Below are 18,508 nucleotides of genomic sequence, written 5' to 3' on the forward strand. Positions count from 1 at the left end.
TCTTCCTCCAAATATAATCACATCAGACTTACTTAATGATATTTTTTCCTATATTGTCTGTGTTTGAATAAGGCAAGCTCGACTCATCATTAGTTTTAAAGTAAGCATCCAAAATATCCTTGATTCCGTCGCCTGCATTTGATGCAAGACCTCCCTCAGGAAGCATTACAACAACCGCTATCTTAGGGTCATCTGCAGGTGCCATGGCTATAAACCACGCAAAATCCTCGTATGTACCCTTAAATTTATTTATTATTCCATAGTTAATCTTATGATCACTTAGCTCTATCAAAGCCCCATCTATGGCTGCATAATCCGTCGGATACTTCTTAGCATCAGTCTTCATAAGTTCATTAGCTTTTGCCTCAACCTGCTCATATGTAAGGTTTGTGCCTGCAAGCTGATTTATGCGATCTAAATGCTCTCTTACATATTCGCCCTCATCCTTTGGCTGCTTAATAGCCTGGTATTGAGCTGTACCCGTCTTTCCTGCAACTTCTACTGGATAATTCTTAAGCGCTGATGAAAGTGTACCTGAAAGGCAAACTCTTCTCATTCCCTTGATTACAGCCTTGCGATTTTCTTCGCTTATGTTGATATCTTTAGCAGCAGGTTTTACTGTTCTTCCCTCACCTTCAACGCCATATACTATACTAACTTTATTTCGCTTTCCGTGATTTGCAAGCGTTGCAGTGTAATTTGCTAGCTGTATAGGTGTATAGTTGTTATCACCCTGTCCAATTGATAGGTTGAATACGTCGTAGGTTCCCCAACTAGCCTGGTTAAAGTAATCAAATTTAACCATCTGAGCACAGTCCTCAACCTGATCTTTTTTCACATCAGTCTGCTCCTCAATACGCTTTTGGATATCTGCATAGGATGGATTTTCCTCTATCCATGATGTGATTGTATCTATATTTTTGTATAGTTTCTTCTCGTTATCATAGACGCTCTTAGGGAAATACACATGAGCTTTGTTATAGATAGCATTCCAAACAGCTACCTTGTAGCTCTTCATCTTGCTCTCCTTAGAAACTGGTTCTCTTACGGTCTCTCCAATTTCTATCCCCGTCTTTTCTCCAAGACCCAAATCCTTAGCTCTTTGAAGTATTGCGTCTATAGTAATTTCTTTGCTATATCCAAGACTCGCGCCATTGCCCCAGTTTTTTCCCGTTGCAATGCATGCGAAATAGTAGTTACATGAGTTACCGATTCCCCACTCAAGGTCCTCGTATCCATCTGTTCTCTTATATTCGTTCCACGTATAGCATCCGAAGGATCTTCCGCCTATATCTATATGACCCTTATCCCATATCTTTAAATTTGGATTCAGCCCGCACTCAAGAGCTACAAGACCTGTTATAGGCTTAAATGTAGAACCAGGCGCAGCTGATGCCTTTGTAGCATTGTTATATAGAGGCGCTGCCGAAAATGGATCTCTAGGATTAGCTGCCTGTACAGATTCCCATTCACTTGCGCTAATACCATCAGCAAATGAGTTTAGATCAAAGGTAGGATAGCTCGCCATAGCAAGCACATCACCTGTCTTTACATCTAGCACTATCGCTGCACCACTGTTACATGTAGGTATTCCTCTAACTGTATTCTCAAGACTAGCCTCTACAGCTGCCTGAAGATCTCTATCAATAGTTGCATAAGCATCCTTACCCTTTTGGCTGCTCGTCTCACTGATTGTCGATACATAGTTACCTGAGCTATCGACAACAACAGTCTTTATTCCTGCCTTGCCATGAAGTTTATCCTCTAGGGCTGCCTCAATTCCGTCCTGACCTATAAGGTCTGTGTTTAGATATCCCTTCTTAGAATAAGCTTCAGCACTATCCTCTGATATTGAGCCCATATATCCTATGATATGAGCTCCAAGACTTCCGTTTGGATAATATCTTTGGGTTTCTGATGAAACAGATACTCCCTTGATACCTTTTTCTTCAAAGAAGATTACGCTCTTGTGGCTTATATTCTTAGCAACTGTGACAGGCATATATTTTTGGCTACCGCTGTCTACAATCTTGTTTCTGACGATAAATATTTTTCTAGCCTGAGCATCGCTTAGTGAGTTTTCTATTCCGAAGTACTTTCTCATGCCTTTAAAGCATTCTGAAGCACTTATTCCTTTCTCTATATCCTCATCAGAAAACCCAAATCTGCTAAGGAAGTTTTCCTTCTGAAGAGTATAGATAAACTTCATACTTCTGACATTTATCGGTAGACTCACATTATGCTTATTCTCAAGAACCTTTGAGGCTTCATATCTATCTAGCTTTTTATCTATTCCATACTCAGTTCTGACTGCATCAAATACCTGCTGTGCACTTGTACCCTTTGCATATCCATTTTGCTCTAGCCACACAATTAAGTCTGAGTCAAACTTATAGCTGAACTTTCCATCTTCACTCATCAAAATAGGAAAATCATCTGTGTATTCGTCACCGTTTTCTTCTAGTTTATTCAAAAGTCTAAGTGCAGATTTATTTATCTCAGCACTGTCAAGTCCACTAGCGTTAAATACAGCAGTAAAAATCTGCTTGTTTCCGGCAAGTAAATTACCATTTCTATCGTATATATTTCCTCTAGGTGCAGATGTATAGATGGTCTTCGTTGACTGCTTTGTTGCAGCTTCATTCCATGTCTTGTGCTCAATAATGGTTATAACAAAAAGACGCACTACCAAAGCGAGCATGAGCAAAAGAATCAGGCTTATTATGTACTTGTATCTAAGATTGATTTTTCTGTTATGATCATTCATTTAAAATATCCGTCTCTACGCGCCTGAACAGCTTTGTTTATAAAGAAGTATAAAATAGCTTCTGTTATAACAACTTCTATTGCTAGGACAAGCGGTAACTTTTTGAGCATATAAAAATATGTGTATGGCGAGCCTAGTAGCTTATACATTAACCAATAGCAACTACTATGTATCAATATGGCTAAAGCGCTAATTCCCGCATCCGTAACAAGGCTCTCTGTGTTGATTGATCTTCTTATCAAAAGCACAAAGCTTACCATAACAACAAGACTAATCAGGCTAACTCCAATATATTGATTGAAGAACAAATCCTTAGCTAGCGTAAAGAAAGCTGTAACCACTATTGGCTTCAGCAAATCCTCTTCCTGATATATAAATACAACTGCAAGCATTAGGCATAGCAGTGGATCTACTCCTCTAAACACAGGCAGTAAACTTGTGATAAAGGTCTGAAGTACAAAGACTATAGAGCAAATAATGATATATGTCTTTAGCTTCATAGTATCACGCTCACTCTATCCATAGATGCAAAATCCGTCTCTGGTTTTATTTCGACCTTGAGAAGCTGCTTATCGCTATCATATCTTGTTTTAGATACCTTACCGATAATTATACCAGCCGGATATTCACCCATACCCGATGTTATTATAATATCTCCCTCACCCACATCTGATCTGCTATCTAGCATGTAACCAGTTAGCGCTCCATTGCTTGAAGCCTCAAGAATTCCCAAAGACTTCTTGTTATCCTGGGTGCAGAAGCTTATTTTGCTGGACTCATCTATTATAGGCAAAATCTTAGACCAGCCCTTGCCTGTGGCAATAACCCTGCCCACAAGGCCTTGTCCGTAAATTACTATATTTCCTTTTTGGATTTTACTCTCACTACCTCTATCGATAACAAAGGAATTTGTCCAGTTTGTTCCGTCAAAGGATGTAATCTTTGCCGTTACAATATCTGACTCTCCTTTGATAAAGTCGTAGTTGAGCGCCTTTTCAAGGGCTTTGAGCTTCTGAAGCTCATTTGCAGTCAATGTCATCTGGTTAACCTGCTGCTTAAGCTTACTATTTTCTTCTTTTAGCTTTTCGTTTTCCTTCATTAACTGTCTATATGAGAAGGCTCCACCTAAATTATCCCTGAGCGTACTGCCCAAGGATGTCATAGGTTTTTCTATAGCCATATATAAGCGATTAAAAACGCCGCTACCTGAACTTCCGATTGAAAAGGTAAGTGCTAAAATTATGATCGCCGCAAATAATAATGAAAGCAACACGCTAATCAGTTTATGTCCCTTTATAAATTTCATTTGCGTTTCTCACTTCCTACCTATCTACGTTTTACACTGGAAGCATGAATCTTAAGGGTTTCTATATTGTTTAGACTCATTCCAGTTCCAAGGGCAACTGCCTCAAATGTATTTTCGGCAACTGTCGCCTTGATGCTTGTTCTCTTCTCTATAAGCTTGTCTAGATTATAAATTCTTCCGCCGCCTCCTGAGAGAACCATACCACTTGAAGCGATATCTGCTGCGATTTCAGGTGGTGCTTTTTCTATTGTTGCTTTTACTCCATCTATGACTATATCTATAGACTCCTGTAAGCCAAGCATAATGTCTCTGTTTGTTACTTCTATGCTCTTTGGCAATCCTGATATGATGTCACGGCCGCTAGCCTGAACCGTCTTGATGATTTCGTCGCCATTTTCGTCAATATCTAGGCAAGCTGCACCAGCCTCTATCTTAAGCATCTCAGCTGTCTTCTCACCTATCATAAGAGCATATCTCTTACGCACATACTGAATTATAGCTTCGTTGAACTTATCTCCCGCATGTCTTATAGATGTGCTAGCTACTATACCACCAAGCGCTATAATAGCAATATCAGTTGTTCCTCCACCTATATCACATATCATGCAGGCAGTTGAACTATCAACATCAAGACCAGCACCTATCGCTGCAGCCATAGGCTCTTCTAGAATGTAAACCTCAGATGCGCCCATCTGTCTTACAACACCTTCAACAGCTCTTTTTTCTACTTCGGTAACTCCGCTTGGAACGCCAACAACTACTCTGAAGTTCTTAATCTTATTTCCGACAGCCTTGTCGATAAATGCTCTAAGCATATCTCCAGTTCTATCAAAATCAGAAATTACTCCATCCTGAAGAGGTCTTACAACCATTATATTTGCTGGTGCCTTACCAATCATCTCCTTAGCATCGTCACCGACAGCTAAAGTTACATTGCGCCTCTTATCTAGCGCAATTACAGATGGTTCGTTTAAGACAATTCCATTATCCTTAATGTAAATCAGCGTATTTGCAGTACCTAGATCAATACCCATATCCTTTGCTGATAAAAAATTCAACATTACTTTACCTCCGTAGTATATCAAATGTAAACCGCATGACCTTCTATATCAGTCCCATATCCGCCATGCTAGTGTACTCTCCATCACCTATTATCACATGATCGAGCACCTTTATTCCCAGTATTTTACCCGATTCACAGAGCCTCTTAGTTGTCACTACATCTTCTTTGCTCGGACTTGAATCACCACTTGGATGATTGTGAACAAAGATAACTGATGCAGCGCTCATCCTCACAGCTAGAGTAAAAACCTCTCTAGGGTGTGCTGGAGCTCCGCTTAGTTCACCGACGGATACCCTATCGATGTGAAACACCTTACCCTTAACATCCATAAGCAGGCTGACAAAGCATTCCTTCTTAAGATGTCTCAGCTCAGGCATCATGAAGCTTGCCACATCATCTGCTGAGTTTATAGTAGCCATGCTGCTCTTCTTCTGGGTAAGCCTTCTGCCTATCTCTGCTGCTGCAGCGATTGCACAGGCCTTACTCTTGCCTATCCCATAAAAGCTAACAAGCTCCTTTGGACTTGCAGAAGATATGCCATAAATACCAGACTCAAACTCGTTAATGATTTTGCCAGCAAGCTCAAGAGCTGAGTTTTCCTTCGTTCCAGTTCTAATTATCAAAGCAATAAGCTCAGTATTGGATAAAGAACCAACTCCATATGAAAAAGCCCTTTCCATGGGTCTTTCCGATTGTGGTAAATATTTGATTTTCAATGAATCCTCTCTTACCGACAATCTTAAGTTAAATTCAAATTCACCCTATATTATACCATTAATATATTGCTCTTACCATGTTTATTGTTAAAGTTTCACATACAAAATGTGAACATTTCATGTGCTATTTACCGTCTATATATGACTTAAGGCAAGCGATAACCTCGTCTATGTTCATTCCTGTAGTATCTAACACAAGCGCATCTTCAGCCGCTCTTAGGGGATTTAGTTCTCTGTTCATATCGTTATAGTCCCTTTGATTGATATCGCTTAAGACTTTATCAAAGCTCACTTCCTCGCCCTTTTCTATAAGCTCCTTGTATCTGCGATTTGCCCTTTCCTCTGCAGATGCAGTTATAAAGAACTTGAACTCAGCATCTGGCATAACGTTAGTACATATATCTCTACCGTCCATTACAAGGCTCTTGCTTCTGCCCATCTCCTTTTGGATTGCAACGAGCTTACTTCTTACGCTTCCAATCTTGGAGCAGTCAGATGCCATCATTGAAACCTCTGGAGTTCTAATAAAGTTGCTAACATCTTCTCCATCTAGGTATATATGCGAGTTTCTAAAGTCAATACTAGTCTTATCAAGCATCTCATTAAGCCTAGCCTCGTCATCACAGCCTATGCCACTTCTGATCATCTTATATCCAACCGCTCTATACATAGCGCCAGTATCTACATAATCGATCCCATATTCACTTGCTAAAATCTTCGCTAGTGTGCTTTTGCCAGCGCCACCAGGACCATCTATAGCTATCCTCTTCAGCATATTTGCTCCATTCTATACATCAAAACCAACTATTTGTTCTTCTTTCCCACAAGGGCCTCGATTTCTTTGATGAAGGTATTCACATCCTTAAAAGATCTATATACTGATGCAAATCTAACATATGCAACCTCATCAAGGTCCTTAAGCTGTTCCATGACAAGCTCGCCAAGGAAGGTACTCTTAACTTCTTTTTCCATCATGTTGTTAAGGCCACGCTCTATACTGTCGACAACGCGCTCAATATCAGCTAGTGCAACTGGTCTCTTCTCACATGCCTTTATAATGCCATTCATTAGTTTGTCTCTATCAAAGGCCTGGCGACTACCATCCTTCTTAATAATCATTATTATGGTCGTCTCAACCTTCTCGTAAGTCGTAAAGCGCTTTACGCACTTTTCGCATTCTCTTCTACGTCTAATCGCCTTACCGTCGTCGATTGGCCTAGAATCAATTACCTTTGTATCTTCATTATCACAAAATGGACATCTCATTTGTTTATCTCCGTATATATCTTCAATACTGTTATTTACTATGTTAATATTACTTTTATTTTACACTATATGCCCCTCTTTTTCTACATCAAAATGTACTGCTGCTATTAAAGTCCAAAGAAAAACACAGCCCATATCACTATAGGCTGTGCCGATATAATCTCATTTATTTAGAGCTGCTATTTTCTGATGTCTTTGCCTTCTTAGCCTGCTCCTCAGCTACGATCTTCTGGTATTCCTTCTGTGATACCTTCTTACCGTCCTTCATTACCTTGTCAAGAACCTTATCAAAGAGAACCTTCTGACGCCAATTCTGCTCGTCAGCATATGTTTCGATGTCCTTACCGAAAGCCTTCTTGAAGCTTTCCTCATCATATCCGTTATCCTCAAGGATCTTCAGAATTTCCTTCTTGTATTCTCTGTTGCTGAGCGAAATATTCTCTGAGCGAGCGATGCTATACATAACCATTCTATTAAATACTATGTTCTTAGCATATTCTTGCTTTAGCTTCTCAAAACCCTTCTTGTCAGTTCTCATTACTGTCTTGAGATATGTTTCCCACTCCATTCCATAGTTCTGAGCCTGAGCCTTATATGATTCCTCTAGCTTATTAGCCTGTGACATAGCCTCATTGAGTTCCTTCTCAGGATACTTCTTAGCCTTAGACTTGTCTATTATTCTGCTCCAAAGTTCCTGCTTAACTGTGGAGTCTAGGCTCTTCTGTTTCTGGTTAAGAAGTTCCTTCTTAACACCCTCTTTGTATTCCTTGACTGTTGTAAACTTGGAATTCTTCTTTACAAATTCTGTATTTAGTTTAGGAACTGAAATCTTCTTCTTGCTGTTAATTGTTACTTTGAATTCTACAGCTTTGCCCTGAAGGTCAGTCTTACCATAGTCATCAGGGAATTTTAGGTTTAAAGTTACAGACTCTCCGACATTCTTACCAATCAGGCCCTCGACAAAACCGTCTATCATCTGAGTTGTACCAACTGTTATATCAGTTGATTCACTGCTTCCGCCTTCAAACTCCTTGCCGTCTATCTTGCCAACAAATGAGATGTTAATTGTATCTCCATTTTCAACCTTACCCGTCTTGAAGTTCTCAGTCTTTGCAGCTTTCTGAAGTCTTCTCTGAATTTCTACATCAACCTCTTCATCAGTAACGCTGGCCTTCTGACTAGCATACTCTAGTCCCTTATAGTTGCCAACCTTGACGTATTTGCTTAGATCGTAGTTGTATTCTTTGGACTGCTTATTGTTAACAAATACTAGTATAATAGCGATAACAGCAACGATTGCAACAACAACGCCTGATCCTATAAGCAATTTCTTGTTCATATCATACCTTCCTCTTGAATTTATATAATTAATTATTATAAAAGTCTTACCCTCAGATTCTACCATTTCGTACAATCTTTTTCAATTAAAAAGCCGTATAATTCACTGAAAATACACAATCCCACATACTTTTATAAAAAAAGAGACGAACCCTTTTGGGCTAATCTCTAAAATAAATCACACTTGTCCAAAAACTGCATTATTGCAAAGTATCCTCTGTCTTCTCTTTCTGCCCCATGTTCATGCACATTGAAGCCATGGCACATGAAGAACACGCTTCTTTTCTCTTAGAAAGCTCATCATCGCTTCTATCTTCAGCGTTCTTGCTAGCTACAATGACAGCTATAAAACAGAGTGCTGCAATAGCAACAGATGCAACTGCTATATATAATAAGTGACTCATAAAGTATTCCATACAATCATCTCCTCATCAAGTCTATCAAATGTAATTATATATACATTCTACCACAAATATCAGCTTTTACACCACGCCCTGAAGAATTTCATATAGATTTCTAAATAAGACCTAGAATTTCGTCAAATATTTCCTTAGCAACCTCAGCCTTTGATTTCAATTCTAGTGATCTATGGCCATTCCTTGTAATCAAAGTAACCGCATTAGTATCTGTCTTAAAGCCACTCCCTGCATCCTTTAGGTTGTTAGCCACTATCATATCAGCGTTCTTCTTGCTGAGCTTAGCCTTTGAGTTTTCTAGCATATTGTCAGTTTCCATCGAGAAGCCACATAAGAACTGCCCCTCTTTTTTGTTTTCTCCAAGATACTTAAGAATATCCTTTGTTCTCTTGAGAGGTATAGATAGCTCTCCGTCCTTTTTCTTAATCTTGCTGTCCACATAGCTTTCTGGTGTATAGTCGGCTACTGCTGCGGCCTTTACAATTATATCCTGCTGATCTGACAAAGCAGTTACTGCATCAAACATATCTTTAGCTGAAGAGACTTCAACTATTTTTACGAAGTTTGGAATTTCTGCTGTCGTATTCGCCTTTACAACTGTAACTTCAGCTCCTCTTAGCATGGCTTCCTTTGCTATAGCAAAACCCATCTTGCCACTGCTGTGATTTGTTAGGAACCTAACTGGATCTAACGACTCCATCGTAGCACCTGCAGTAACGAGAACCTTCTTGCCTAGCATGTCCTTTTCCCTTGCTATTTCTCTTTCTATTACATCAAAGAGAAAATCTGGCTCAGGCATCTTTCCGGCGCCCGTATCTCCACATGCCAAAAGACCGTTCTGTGGCTCTACTACACCAATTCCATACTTCTTAAGTTTAGCGATATTGTCCTGCGTTATCTGGTTTTCAAACATAGCAGTGTTCATGGCAGGCGAAACTATCTTCTTGCACTTTGATGCTAGGAAAGTTGTCGTTAGCATATCATCTGCTATTCCGTTTGCAATCTTGGCGATTACATTTGCCGTTGCAGGCGCAATCATAAAGATGTCAGCCTTTTTCGCAAGCGATATATGCTCTACATCAAATTTGAAATTCCTATCAAAAGTATCCACATAGCATTTATTTCCCGTTAGCGTCTCAAAGACAAGCGGGCTAATAAACTCACATGCATTCTCAGTCATTATTACGTTTACATCTGCTTTTGTCTTTGACAAAGCACTTACTAGATATGCAGTTTTATACGCTGCAATTCCACCGCTTACTCCTATAATTATCGACTTATTTTCAAACATTTTTGCTCCTAAATCTTATTCATTAAGATGCTTTGGTACTGAGTTTTTGTCAAAGCTATACTTTGATTTTTCATCCTCACATATATTATCAGCAATGCTTCCAATTCTGTTCATTATCCAAAGATAGGTCTGTGAACCTTCGCTATAGTCAGCTTCTGAGTAACCGTCTATTCTATCGTTCTTATGCAGTATATCTACCTGCTTAAAAGCATTTATATCGCCCTTAGGGTAGATTGCATACGTCGATCCACCGTTCCCTCTTACAACAGAAAATGCAGGGATATCACTTGGCCCATCTGCAATATAAATCATGTTCTTTAGTTTGACTCTTCTAGCATCCTCTGGCATGGCGATATTTACATCTATCTCTGGGTGCTTGTTAACACCCTTGTTTATCTCAAAGATTGCTCTCGTCTTTGTCGTATTATCAACAGTGTAACCTATTTCTGCGATTCGTCTTACGCCATTTTGCTCATCTTCTATGAACTCACAGCCCCAAATACCGTCAACATATTCAGCAATTTCACTACCCTGTATTATAGCTGCCATTCCCGTACTTACTATATAGTGCTCTAGCTTAATACCGCACTCTCGATAGTCCTCATTCTGGTCAATAAAGTCTTTGGTTTTTGTAAATAGTTCAGGTATGCCTGGATAAAACTTCAGTTCCTTGCCGAAACTCTTTAGCTTTTCGTTATTTAGGCCCTGCATACGGCCATCTCTTGCATCTCTGATAAACTGGTTGAGGTAGATTGTCTCAGGATTTACCCTTACTCCCTGCTCGCTCATATACTTTGCTGGAAGCGATCCAACCTCACCCCAGAAGCTCTTTTCGTCTATTCCGTAGTACTTAAATATTGGCTCCTGCATGTATCCATTTAGGAGCGTCTTATCAAAGTCCCATACTACCGCAATTATATTTGCCATAAAATTACCTCGATAATTGCAAAAAAGACCCGGGAGAATTCTCACCGGATCTGGATATTAAAAATTTATTTTGCGCAAGCTTTCTTTGCTGTTTCACATAGCTGTGTGAATGCTGCTGCATCATAAATAGCCATCTCTGATAGCATCTTACGATTGATTTCGATTCCGCTCTTCTTGAGACCATCCATCAAACGGCTGTATGAAAGATCGTTCTGTCTAGCAGCTGCATTGATTCTTGCAATCCACATCTGACGATACTGTCTCTTCTTTAGCTTTCTACCAACATATGCAGATCTAAGAGCTCTCATTACAGCAGGATTGGCTGCTCTAAATGTCTTGCTCTTGGAACCGTAATATCCCTTAGCTAACTTTAAGATTTTTTTATGTCTGCGGTGTGCAGTTACACCCTTTTTTACTCTTGCCATTTTACTTCCTCCCGATCCTGATTATTTAGCCATTGATCTTAGCATTCTCTTAAGATCAGCGCTTGATGCCAAAGTAGCCTTACGAAGGCCTCTCTTTCTCTTAGCTGTCTTCTTTGTAAGCTTGTGCGCCTTAAATGCCTTATTTCTCTTTATCTTGCCGCTTCCTGTAAGTTTAAGTCTCTTGCATGCTCCTCTGTGAGACTTCATCTTATTCTTTGCCATTGCTGGAACCTCCTTATTATGAATAGCACCCTGCGTGCCCTACTCGTGTTGAATTTACATGTCAATCAAATTGAATACTAATTTTTTGGTGCTAAGAACATCACCAAGCTACGACCTTCCATAACAGGGCGCTTATCAACCACTGCTACATCCTCGCATAGCTCTGCAAATTTGTCCATAACTTCTCTACCCAGTGAAGTATGTCCAAGTTCTCTTCCTCTGAAACGAAGGCTTACCTTAACCTTGTCTCCAGCCTTAAGGAACTTAGATGCTGTGCTTGCCTTAACCTGTATGTCGTGAGCCTCAATGAAAGTGCTCAATCTGATTTCCTTAACCTGTGTGGTCTTCTGTTTCTTCTTCGCTTCTTTTTCGCGCTTCTGCGCTTCGTAGCGGAACTTACCGTAGTCCAAAATCTTACAAACCGGTGGCACAGCATTAGGTGAGATGTTCACCAAATCTAGCTTGTGCTCGTCAGCAAGCTTAAGAGCATCCTCTCTGCTCATGACTCCAAGCATGTTGCCATCCTCGTCTATAACTCTAAGTTGTTCTTCGCGTATTTCCTCGTTTATTCTGTTCTCTTTGATGTCAGTACCTCCAAATATAAATAAAAAACGGACACCTGAAGAGCCCGCATCAAAATATGTCATAAAAAACATAGTCTTTATTAACCCATAGAAACGAAATTCATTAGGTGAGAAGCGGACAACTTCTTCTTGATACCCATATACTTTACCATTATGTCCAGCATATGTCAACATAATTTTTGTTAAAATTCCAGTCTTTTAGCATATTTTATATCAAAACAAAACGGCCTAGGTTTGTAAGCACGCTTACTTCCCTTTGGCCGTTTTTAATTAGCTTTCTAGCTTAATACTTACTTTGATTTCTTAGCTCTTCTAATCATCAATGTAGATATCGAAATTGCTATCATTGCCATTCCCGCGAAATACAAAACTTTTGTGCCTGTACCACCAGTTTCCGGAAGTGTGTATCTCGCTATTTTCGTATTTTTAATTATAAGTGTACCTTTAGAAACCGCAACACCTGAAGCCGTCTTTGACTCTGTACCATTGTTATTGCTGTAGCTAATCTTATAGTCTGAAACTGGATTTTCCACTACATAGTAACTAAATGTAACTTCTTCGCCATTTTGGTTTTTACCCGTCAAAGGTAAGTCGCCATAGCTTTTTGTCCAGTTATCTGCCTTCGTCAGCCTTTCACCTGCCAGGTAAACCTTCTCTGAAGTTCTACCGTTATCAGTTATAGCAACCTGCATTAGATCGTAGGTGATTGAACCGTTTTGAACCTGCACTTCCTGCCCATTATCATCAAACCACTTCTTGGTTACATTGATATTAGTCTTAGGTCTCTTGTTCTTAACCGTAAAAGTCAAACTTGAGCCATCTAGTGTTACTAATGGGTTACTTGAAGTCATTGTCACGGTAAATTTACCGGCTTTGTCCTCAATTTTGAAGTCTATAGGAGCTGTTAGCCCTACATGGTTCTTCGGAGCCTCAACCTCAGTTAGACGATACTCTCCAGCCTCTAGATCAGTGAATTTAAACTGTGATATATTCTTTCCTCTACCTTCTGTTACAGGTGTAAATGCTGCATCGTTTAGCTTTTCTAGCTTAAATACAGCTCCGTTTAGGTAGGAATTAGTCTCATCTAGCTTAACTATATTGATCTCTGTACTACGCTTTAGTTCAAAGCTTACAAGGGCCTGATATGGTTTACCATTTCTGCGTGCAGGTGGTCTAAACACATTAACTTTCACAGACTGCATGTCCTTTTCGGATATCTTTGCACTTTCTGCAAGTATATGGTTAACTGCCGTTTGTAGAACGCCTTCCACAAGTGCACCCTGATACTGCTTCATATAGTTTAATGTATTTGAATAGTACCAAAGAGCCTGCTGAAGTGCTGCATAGTATCCATGGTCAGGGTCATTGCCTTGTGTATCCTTCCAAAACAGCTCATTATTGAGTCCATAGTTTTCTAGAAGTTCTTTTTTATGAGTTTCACAGTAGAAGTAAATCTTTCTTACTATGTCGTATAGTTCCTTCTTACCAACTCTTGGTTCCTGAGCCATACTATATAAAGCATCTGCATTCGATTCTAGCTTTGTATAAACGGCTCTGTCACCAAATGATGGGAACGTGTCCTCCGCCCTAAAACAAAAGGCATCCACACCTGATGAATTGTCAACATCCTTTGATATCTTTACCTTACCATTAACAGACACAAATCCATAGTATTCGTTTTCGCCTAGCGGTTTTTCTGCTTCGCCATTTCTTAATAACGTAGTTACCGTACCACCTCTGTCAAACCTCATAAATAGTTTGCCATCCTCATATGAGAACTTAAACTCTGATACCGGTTTAGTAGGCTTAACAAAACCATTAGGAACCTGAGTTATATAGAGTCTATAAGTATCACCAAGATATACATCTCGCTTATTCATTTCTATAGCGATACCGCTTGGATAATAGTCAGATAGTTTCTGATTTATATTTATGTTTACCTCTCCACCTGGTACGACCCTTTTAAGTTCAAATTTAACTGCACTGCGGTTTACAGCCTTCCCTGAAGAATCCTCTGCAAAGAAAGTTAAGCCTGTCAAAGTATTCTGTGTGATATATACCACACCTCCACCTTGAACATAATGGATTCCAGCAGCATCAAAGTAAAATTCAGAAATTGGAGTTACTGGTCTGTCATATCCACCAGGAACACTTGTTATATAAAGCTTATATCTAGGTCCGAGCTTCATGCCTGTGAATTCTACTTCTTTGTCTGATGTATTTAGAGTACCTTGCTTAAAGATAGTTTCTCGTGTTCCATTTACTTCAACTAACTTATATCCAATAGGCCCTGTTATAGGACTTCCAGTATTTGCTACAATTTTGAACTTTGCGTAGGTTATCGCAAGTGCTCTAGTTCTTCTAGTACGTGGCTGATTTTCAGGTTCTTTCAGTACATTCTCTGCTACATTATTGATTTTCTCAGTTTTCGCAGTTTTTATATTAGTACTTTCATCTTTCTTTGCAACCTCAAGCACTGATACATTTTCACCAAGGATAGTTGCAAATAGCTCGCCCTTTTTAGGCTTAGCCTTTACATCAAATGTTATAGAAATCTTATTAAGCTTAGCATCTTTGCCATCGCTTGAGTTACTGTTTTCTACTAACACCTTGTTGCTATTTTCTGGTGCTGATTCTTTAGCATCCTTTAGCTTTAGGCGTGCCGAAGTATAGTTTACTCCGTATACCCCGCTGTCACGATACTCCTTATCTACTTCTATTTCAGCTGACTTTAGGCTCTTTTCATTTAGGGCTAGAGTCTTCTGATATACGACGATGAATTCCTTTATATCATTTTTACTTGATATATCTATTACCGTCTTTTCATCTGTAGATTGGTCTTCGTTAAGCTTTGCTTCTAGGATTTCTTTATCCGTCTTAAAGTCGGAAAGCTTTTGAATCTTGCCTTCATCTTCCTGCGCATAGGCATAAGCAGGTATCACCTGCATCAGCATAGACAGGAGCATAAGCAAGGTTAAAAGCTTGATTGATAGTTTTTTCTTTGTCATCTAACCATCTCTCCTATCTTATTTTTTCTATTGATCACAAGAAGTACTAGCATCCCTGTGCTTATCATCCATAGTCCGCTCCACCAGTAAGCATTGTTACTGTCTCTAGTATCTGGTGGTGTGTGCGGTGGGACGATAGGTTTACGTACCACTGGTTTTGGTTTTGCGCTCACGTGGTTTCTCCAAACTCCGTTTTGCCACTGTGGAACCATAACCAAAAATGGTTGCATTGTCGAATATTCTGCAGCTACACCTGTCTGCTTAGTTTGAACAACAAGATATATACCGTTATTTAGGCCTGTGAAGTGTACCACCCCATCTGCTCCTGTTGTCTGTGTCATCACTGGATTTGCACCAAGGCTCTGTCTTTCTAGGTTCTGCGCTAGTTTTAGCTGATCTTCAGAAGACCTTATAGTAATCAAATCTCCGCTCCACTGGAATGGTGATGTTACTGTATAGCCTGTCCTATCAGCTTTTAGCTCAGCAACCTGATAAATTGAAAACTCTGAGCCACTGATACCTTTGTTATTGTCAGTGAAAACTATATCTAAGCTTGGGCTTTCGTCTGCATATACGAAATTGGAAGGTAGAATGAAAAATACAAAGCTAAAGCATAAAACTAGAATTAAACTCATTCTATTACTTTTCATTTAATTTCCTTCTTTTTTCTTCGCTTTATTAGGTATACCAATATTATGATTAGAATTAGTCCTACACCAGCAGCTATAATTGCTACGAATTTTAGCCATGTGTGGTTTATAACTTCTTCTATATTCTTTGTTGGCTTGTTGTACTGCGTGCGCTCTCCACGGATTAGAAGTCTGTGGGAATTAACCCCATAAGGCGTGCATGTAATCAAAGTCACATAGTCCTTACCTTCTTCAATATCTAGCTTTTCTACCTCATCTGGTAGAACTGTGTTGATCTGGTCGACTCTATAGGCCAGCACTTCGTCAAATACATGTATGAAAAACATATCTCCGACCTTTAGCTGATCTATGTTTGTGAATAGCTTCGCAGATGGCAGACCTGTATGACCTGACAAAAGACTGTGAGTACTTTCGCCACCTACTGGAACCGATGATCCCGGTATATGACCTACTGCAATTTGCAGTGTGCCCTCATCGACATTGTGATAAATAGGCATATACACATTTATCTTTGGAATCTCTATGTATCCCATTATGCCGGTGTCTGTCACGTCCATAATCTGTTCGTATCTGCTTAACTCATCCTTGCTCAATGAATACCTGTTGTTTCTATGAACCAAGCTCTGATTGTATTCCTTTGCTTCTGTTAAGAGCCTCTCCTTCTCCTCCTTGGACATGTCCTTGGATCTTTCCACATAGCTTGCTATTGCTTTTGAAGAGTGCAGTTCGTTAAGTAAATCGCTGATTGTCGGGTAGGCTAAAAAACCTATTCCCGTTATCAGTATTAAAGCCACCAATATATTTGGTATGATTTTTTTTACTTTTTTCATTATTTAGCAGCTTCGCGCTTCTTGTAACCTAAATATCCTAAAGCACCTAATACAAAGATTGAACCTAGACCGTAGATGAGTATTCTACCCATACCACCTGTCTCTGGTAGAACGAATCCCTTGTTATTTATTACATCTGTTGCAACTGAACCAGCAGTTTTATCTGCAGTAAATGTGATAGTTCCAAGGTCAGTTGTACCTTCTAGCTTAGTTAGCTTAGGGTCATCTGATTCCTTGTCATATGTTGCAGTGATTGTGAATTCGATTGGCTTGATTGTGTTATATCCACTTGGAGTCTTTGTCTCCTTAAGTACATATGAACCAGCATCTAGTCCCTTGAATGTAAATACTGTCTTAGTACCATCTAGTGTGAATGTTGCCATCTTAACTTCGTTAGTTCCAACCTTCTTGTAAAGTTCGAACTCAGCTCCCTGAAGTGGATTGTTTGCATCGTCCTTCTTGTTTACAACAACCTTGTATGTGAATACGATGTTCTTATCCTTAGGAGTTGTTCCGTGGTCACCTTCGCCACCCTTGTTTGGGTTGTTTGAGTACTCAAGGTAAACTGTATTTGGGTTACCACCTGAACCTATAACTGCGTTATTGTTAAGTGTGCATGAATACTCTACAACGATCTTGCTGTCCTTAGTTACAGGTGTTTCTGTAATTGTCTTTAGGTCATCAAAAGCAACTGTAAATCCGTTAGTTGCTGCATTTGTTGTTACAGTATATCTGCTAGCTGGAATTAGAACTCCGTCGATCTTAACATTGATTGAATCAGCCTTTAGTGTTAGACCAGCTGACATCTCATCGTGGAACTTATATGTGTATTTCTCATACTTGTCATAGTTTGCTGGAAGTGTACCTGTTAGCTTGTATGGGATTGTATCTCCAATTCCATAGTCTGCAGCATCCTGCCATACGCCGTCGCTGTTCTCCTGAACCTTCTTTACAACTGTTGGAACATCGAGCTTTGTTCTTGCTTCTGTGTTCTTAACAATCTTTAGCATGTAAAGTGTATAAGCTGAGTTATTTCCAGTCTGTGAACCTGCTTTATCCTTGATTAGGTAGTAACCTGGCTCTAGATTTGTTAGAGTGTCTGTTGCACCAGCAGCTACCGTCTTTGTCTTTTTCTTTGCAGGATCTAGATGTGCCTGAAGAGTGTTAGCAAAAGCCTGAGCCTTATCTGTGTCAGTTAGAGTCTTAGCCTTTGCATTTGCATCTCCTAGACCTGCCTTTGATGAAGCCTTGATTCCGTCACCCCACTGGATGTTGGAAAGAGTGCTTCCTGAAAGCTCTCCCTTAAAGATCTGATATACTTCGAATTCATGCTCTGTCTTACCATCATTCTTGAGTGTAAGTGTGTAGTTTTCTGCAGCGAATACCTTAGCTGGCATTACTAGAGAAACTGACATAGCTACGAGCATCAGTACTGCTACTAGGCAGTTCTTCTGTTTGTTAATTAAGTTTCGCATTTTAACCCCCTTGTTAATACGTTAAATAAATATATTTGAACAAACCAAAACATGATTGCGCACTAGGTAAAGAAATTTGTTCTTAAATAAATCGATTTATTGTATTTTTTCCCCCTTTTTGATTTTAGATTTATCCCAGTTTGCCCCCATAGATTAATTTGTTTGTTCACATGAACAAATTTGTATGCTGTATAAAATTTAGCAATAAGAAAAAATTATACACT

Annotated in this window: 18 protein-coding genes; all 18 read right to left on the bottom strand. The window is 39.5% G+C overall.

Annotated features, from left to right (window positions below):
• Positions 1-28: 28 nt before the first annotated feature.
• Complete coding sequence (locus tag ADJ67_05605; GenBank protein ID AKT47161.1) at positions 29-2,767, bottom strand: hypothetical protein; 2,739 nt, start codon at positions 2,765-2,767, stop codon at positions 29-31.
• Positions 2,764-3,267 (bottom strand): hypothetical protein, encoded by a 504-nt coding sequence (locus ADJ67_05610; protein AKT47162.1) that lies wholly within the window; start codon positions 3,265-3,267, stop codon positions 2,764-2,766. The genes ADJ67_05605 and ADJ67_05610 overlap by 4 nt, the downstream gene beginning before the upstream one ends.
• Positions 3,264-4,073: a hypothetical protein gene (locus tag ADJ67_05615; GenBank protein ID AKT47163.1), complete on the bottom strand. Its 810-nt coding sequence runs from the start codon at positions 4,071-4,073 to the stop codon at positions 3,264-3,266. Before ADJ67_05615 ends, ADJ67_05610 begins: the two co-directional genes overlap by 4 nt.
• Positions 4,074-4,093: 20 nt before the next feature.
• On the bottom strand, positions 4,094-5,134 hold the full coding sequence (locus ADJ67_05620) for a rod shape-determining protein MreB (GenBank protein ID AKT47164.1): 1,041 nt from the start codon (positions 5,132-5,134) through the stop codon (positions 4,094-4,096).
• A gap of 43 nt (positions 5,135-5,177) precedes the next feature.
• Positions 5,178-5,816 carry a hypothetical protein gene (locus ADJ67_05625; GenBank protein AKT47165.1) on the bottom strand — a complete coding sequence of 213 codons (639 nt, stop codon included), beginning with the start codon at positions 5,814-5,816 and terminating at the stop codon, positions 5,178-5,180.
• A 160-nt stretch (positions 5,817-5,976) separates the two neighbouring features.
• Positions 5,977-6,627, bottom strand: a complete 651-nt coding sequence (locus ADJ67_05630) for a cytidylate kinase (protein AKT47166.1) — start codon at positions 6,625-6,627, stop codon at positions 5,977-5,979.
• 29 nt (positions 6,628-6,656) lie between these two features.
• A complete protein-coding gene (locus ADJ67_05635; protein AKT47167.1) occupies positions 6,657-7,118 on the bottom strand; it encodes an NrdR family transcriptional regulator in 462 nt (153 codons plus the stop codon).
• Positions 7,119-7,284: 166 nt separating this feature from the next.
• Positions 7,285-8,457 carry a hypothetical protein gene (locus ADJ67_05640; protein AKT47168.1) on the bottom strand — a complete coding sequence of 391 codons (1,173 nt, stop codon included), beginning with the start codon at positions 8,455-8,457 and terminating at the stop codon, positions 7,285-7,287.
• A gap of 199 nt (positions 8,458-8,656) precedes the next feature.
• Positions 8,657-8,872 carry a hypothetical protein gene (locus ADJ67_05645; protein ID AKT47169.1) on the bottom strand — a complete coding sequence of 72 codons (216 nt, stop codon included), beginning with the start codon at positions 8,870-8,872 and terminating at the stop codon, positions 8,657-8,659.
• Positions 8,873-8,972: 100 nt separating this feature from the next.
• A complete protein-coding gene (locus ADJ67_05650; GenBank protein AKT47170.1) occupies positions 8,973-10,163 on the bottom strand; it encodes a phosphopantothenoylcysteine decarboxylase in 1,191 nt (396 codons plus the stop codon).
• Between the two features lie 15 nt (positions 10,164-10,178).
• Complete coding sequence (locus ADJ67_05655) at positions 10,179-11,090, bottom strand: hypothetical protein (protein ID AKT47171.1); 912 nt, start codon at positions 11,088-11,090, stop codon at positions 10,179-10,181.
• A gap of 65 nt (positions 11,091-11,155) precedes the next feature.
• On the bottom strand, positions 11,156-11,515 hold the full coding sequence (locus tag ADJ67_05660) for a 50S ribosomal protein L20 (GenBank protein ID AKT47172.1): 360 nt from the start codon (positions 11,513-11,515) through the stop codon (positions 11,156-11,158).
• A 21-nt stretch (positions 11,516-11,536) separates the two neighbouring features.
• On the bottom strand, positions 11,537-11,737 hold the full coding sequence (rpmI, locus tag ADJ67_05665; GenBank protein ID AKT47173.1) for a 50S ribosomal protein L35: 201 nt from the start codon (positions 11,735-11,737) through the stop codon (positions 11,537-11,539).
• 77 nt (positions 11,738-11,814) lie between these two features.
• On the bottom strand, positions 11,815-12,384 hold the full coding sequence (locus ADJ67_05670; protein ID AKT47690.1) for a translation initiation factor IF-3: 570 nt from the start codon (positions 12,382-12,384) through the stop codon (positions 11,815-11,817).
• Between the two features lie 227 nt (positions 12,385-12,611).
• Positions 12,612-15,329, bottom strand: coding sequence for a hypothetical protein (locus tag ADJ67_05675; protein AKT47174.1), 2,718 nt, complete (start codon positions 15,327-15,329; stop codon positions 12,612-12,614).
• The gene (locus ADJ67_05680; protein AKT47175.1) at positions 15,326-15,979 is read right to left on the bottom strand and encodes a hypothetical protein; all 654 of its coding nucleotides are present in this window, start codon (positions 15,977-15,979) and stop codon (positions 15,326-15,328) included. The genes ADJ67_05675 and ADJ67_05680 overlap by 4 nt, the downstream gene beginning before the upstream one ends.
• Complete coding sequence (locus ADJ67_05685; GenBank protein AKT47176.1) at positions 15,976-16,809, bottom strand: sortase; 834 nt, start codon at positions 16,807-16,809, stop codon at positions 15,976-15,978. The genes ADJ67_05680 and ADJ67_05685 overlap by 4 nt, the downstream gene beginning before the upstream one ends.
• Positions 16,809-18,284: a hypothetical protein gene (locus ADJ67_05690; protein AKT47177.1), complete on the bottom strand. Its 1,476-nt coding sequence runs from the start codon at positions 18,282-18,284 to the stop codon at positions 16,809-16,811. Before ADJ67_05690 ends, ADJ67_05685 begins: the two co-directional genes overlap by 1 nt.
• Positions 18,285-18,508 lie beyond the last annotated feature (224 nt).

Source organism: Eubacterium sulci ATCC 35585, assembly GCA_001189495.1.
In the GTDB taxonomy this organism is placed as follows: Bacteria; Bacillota; Clostridia; order Peptostreptococcales; family Anaerovoracaceae; genus Eubacterium_B; species Eubacterium_B sulci.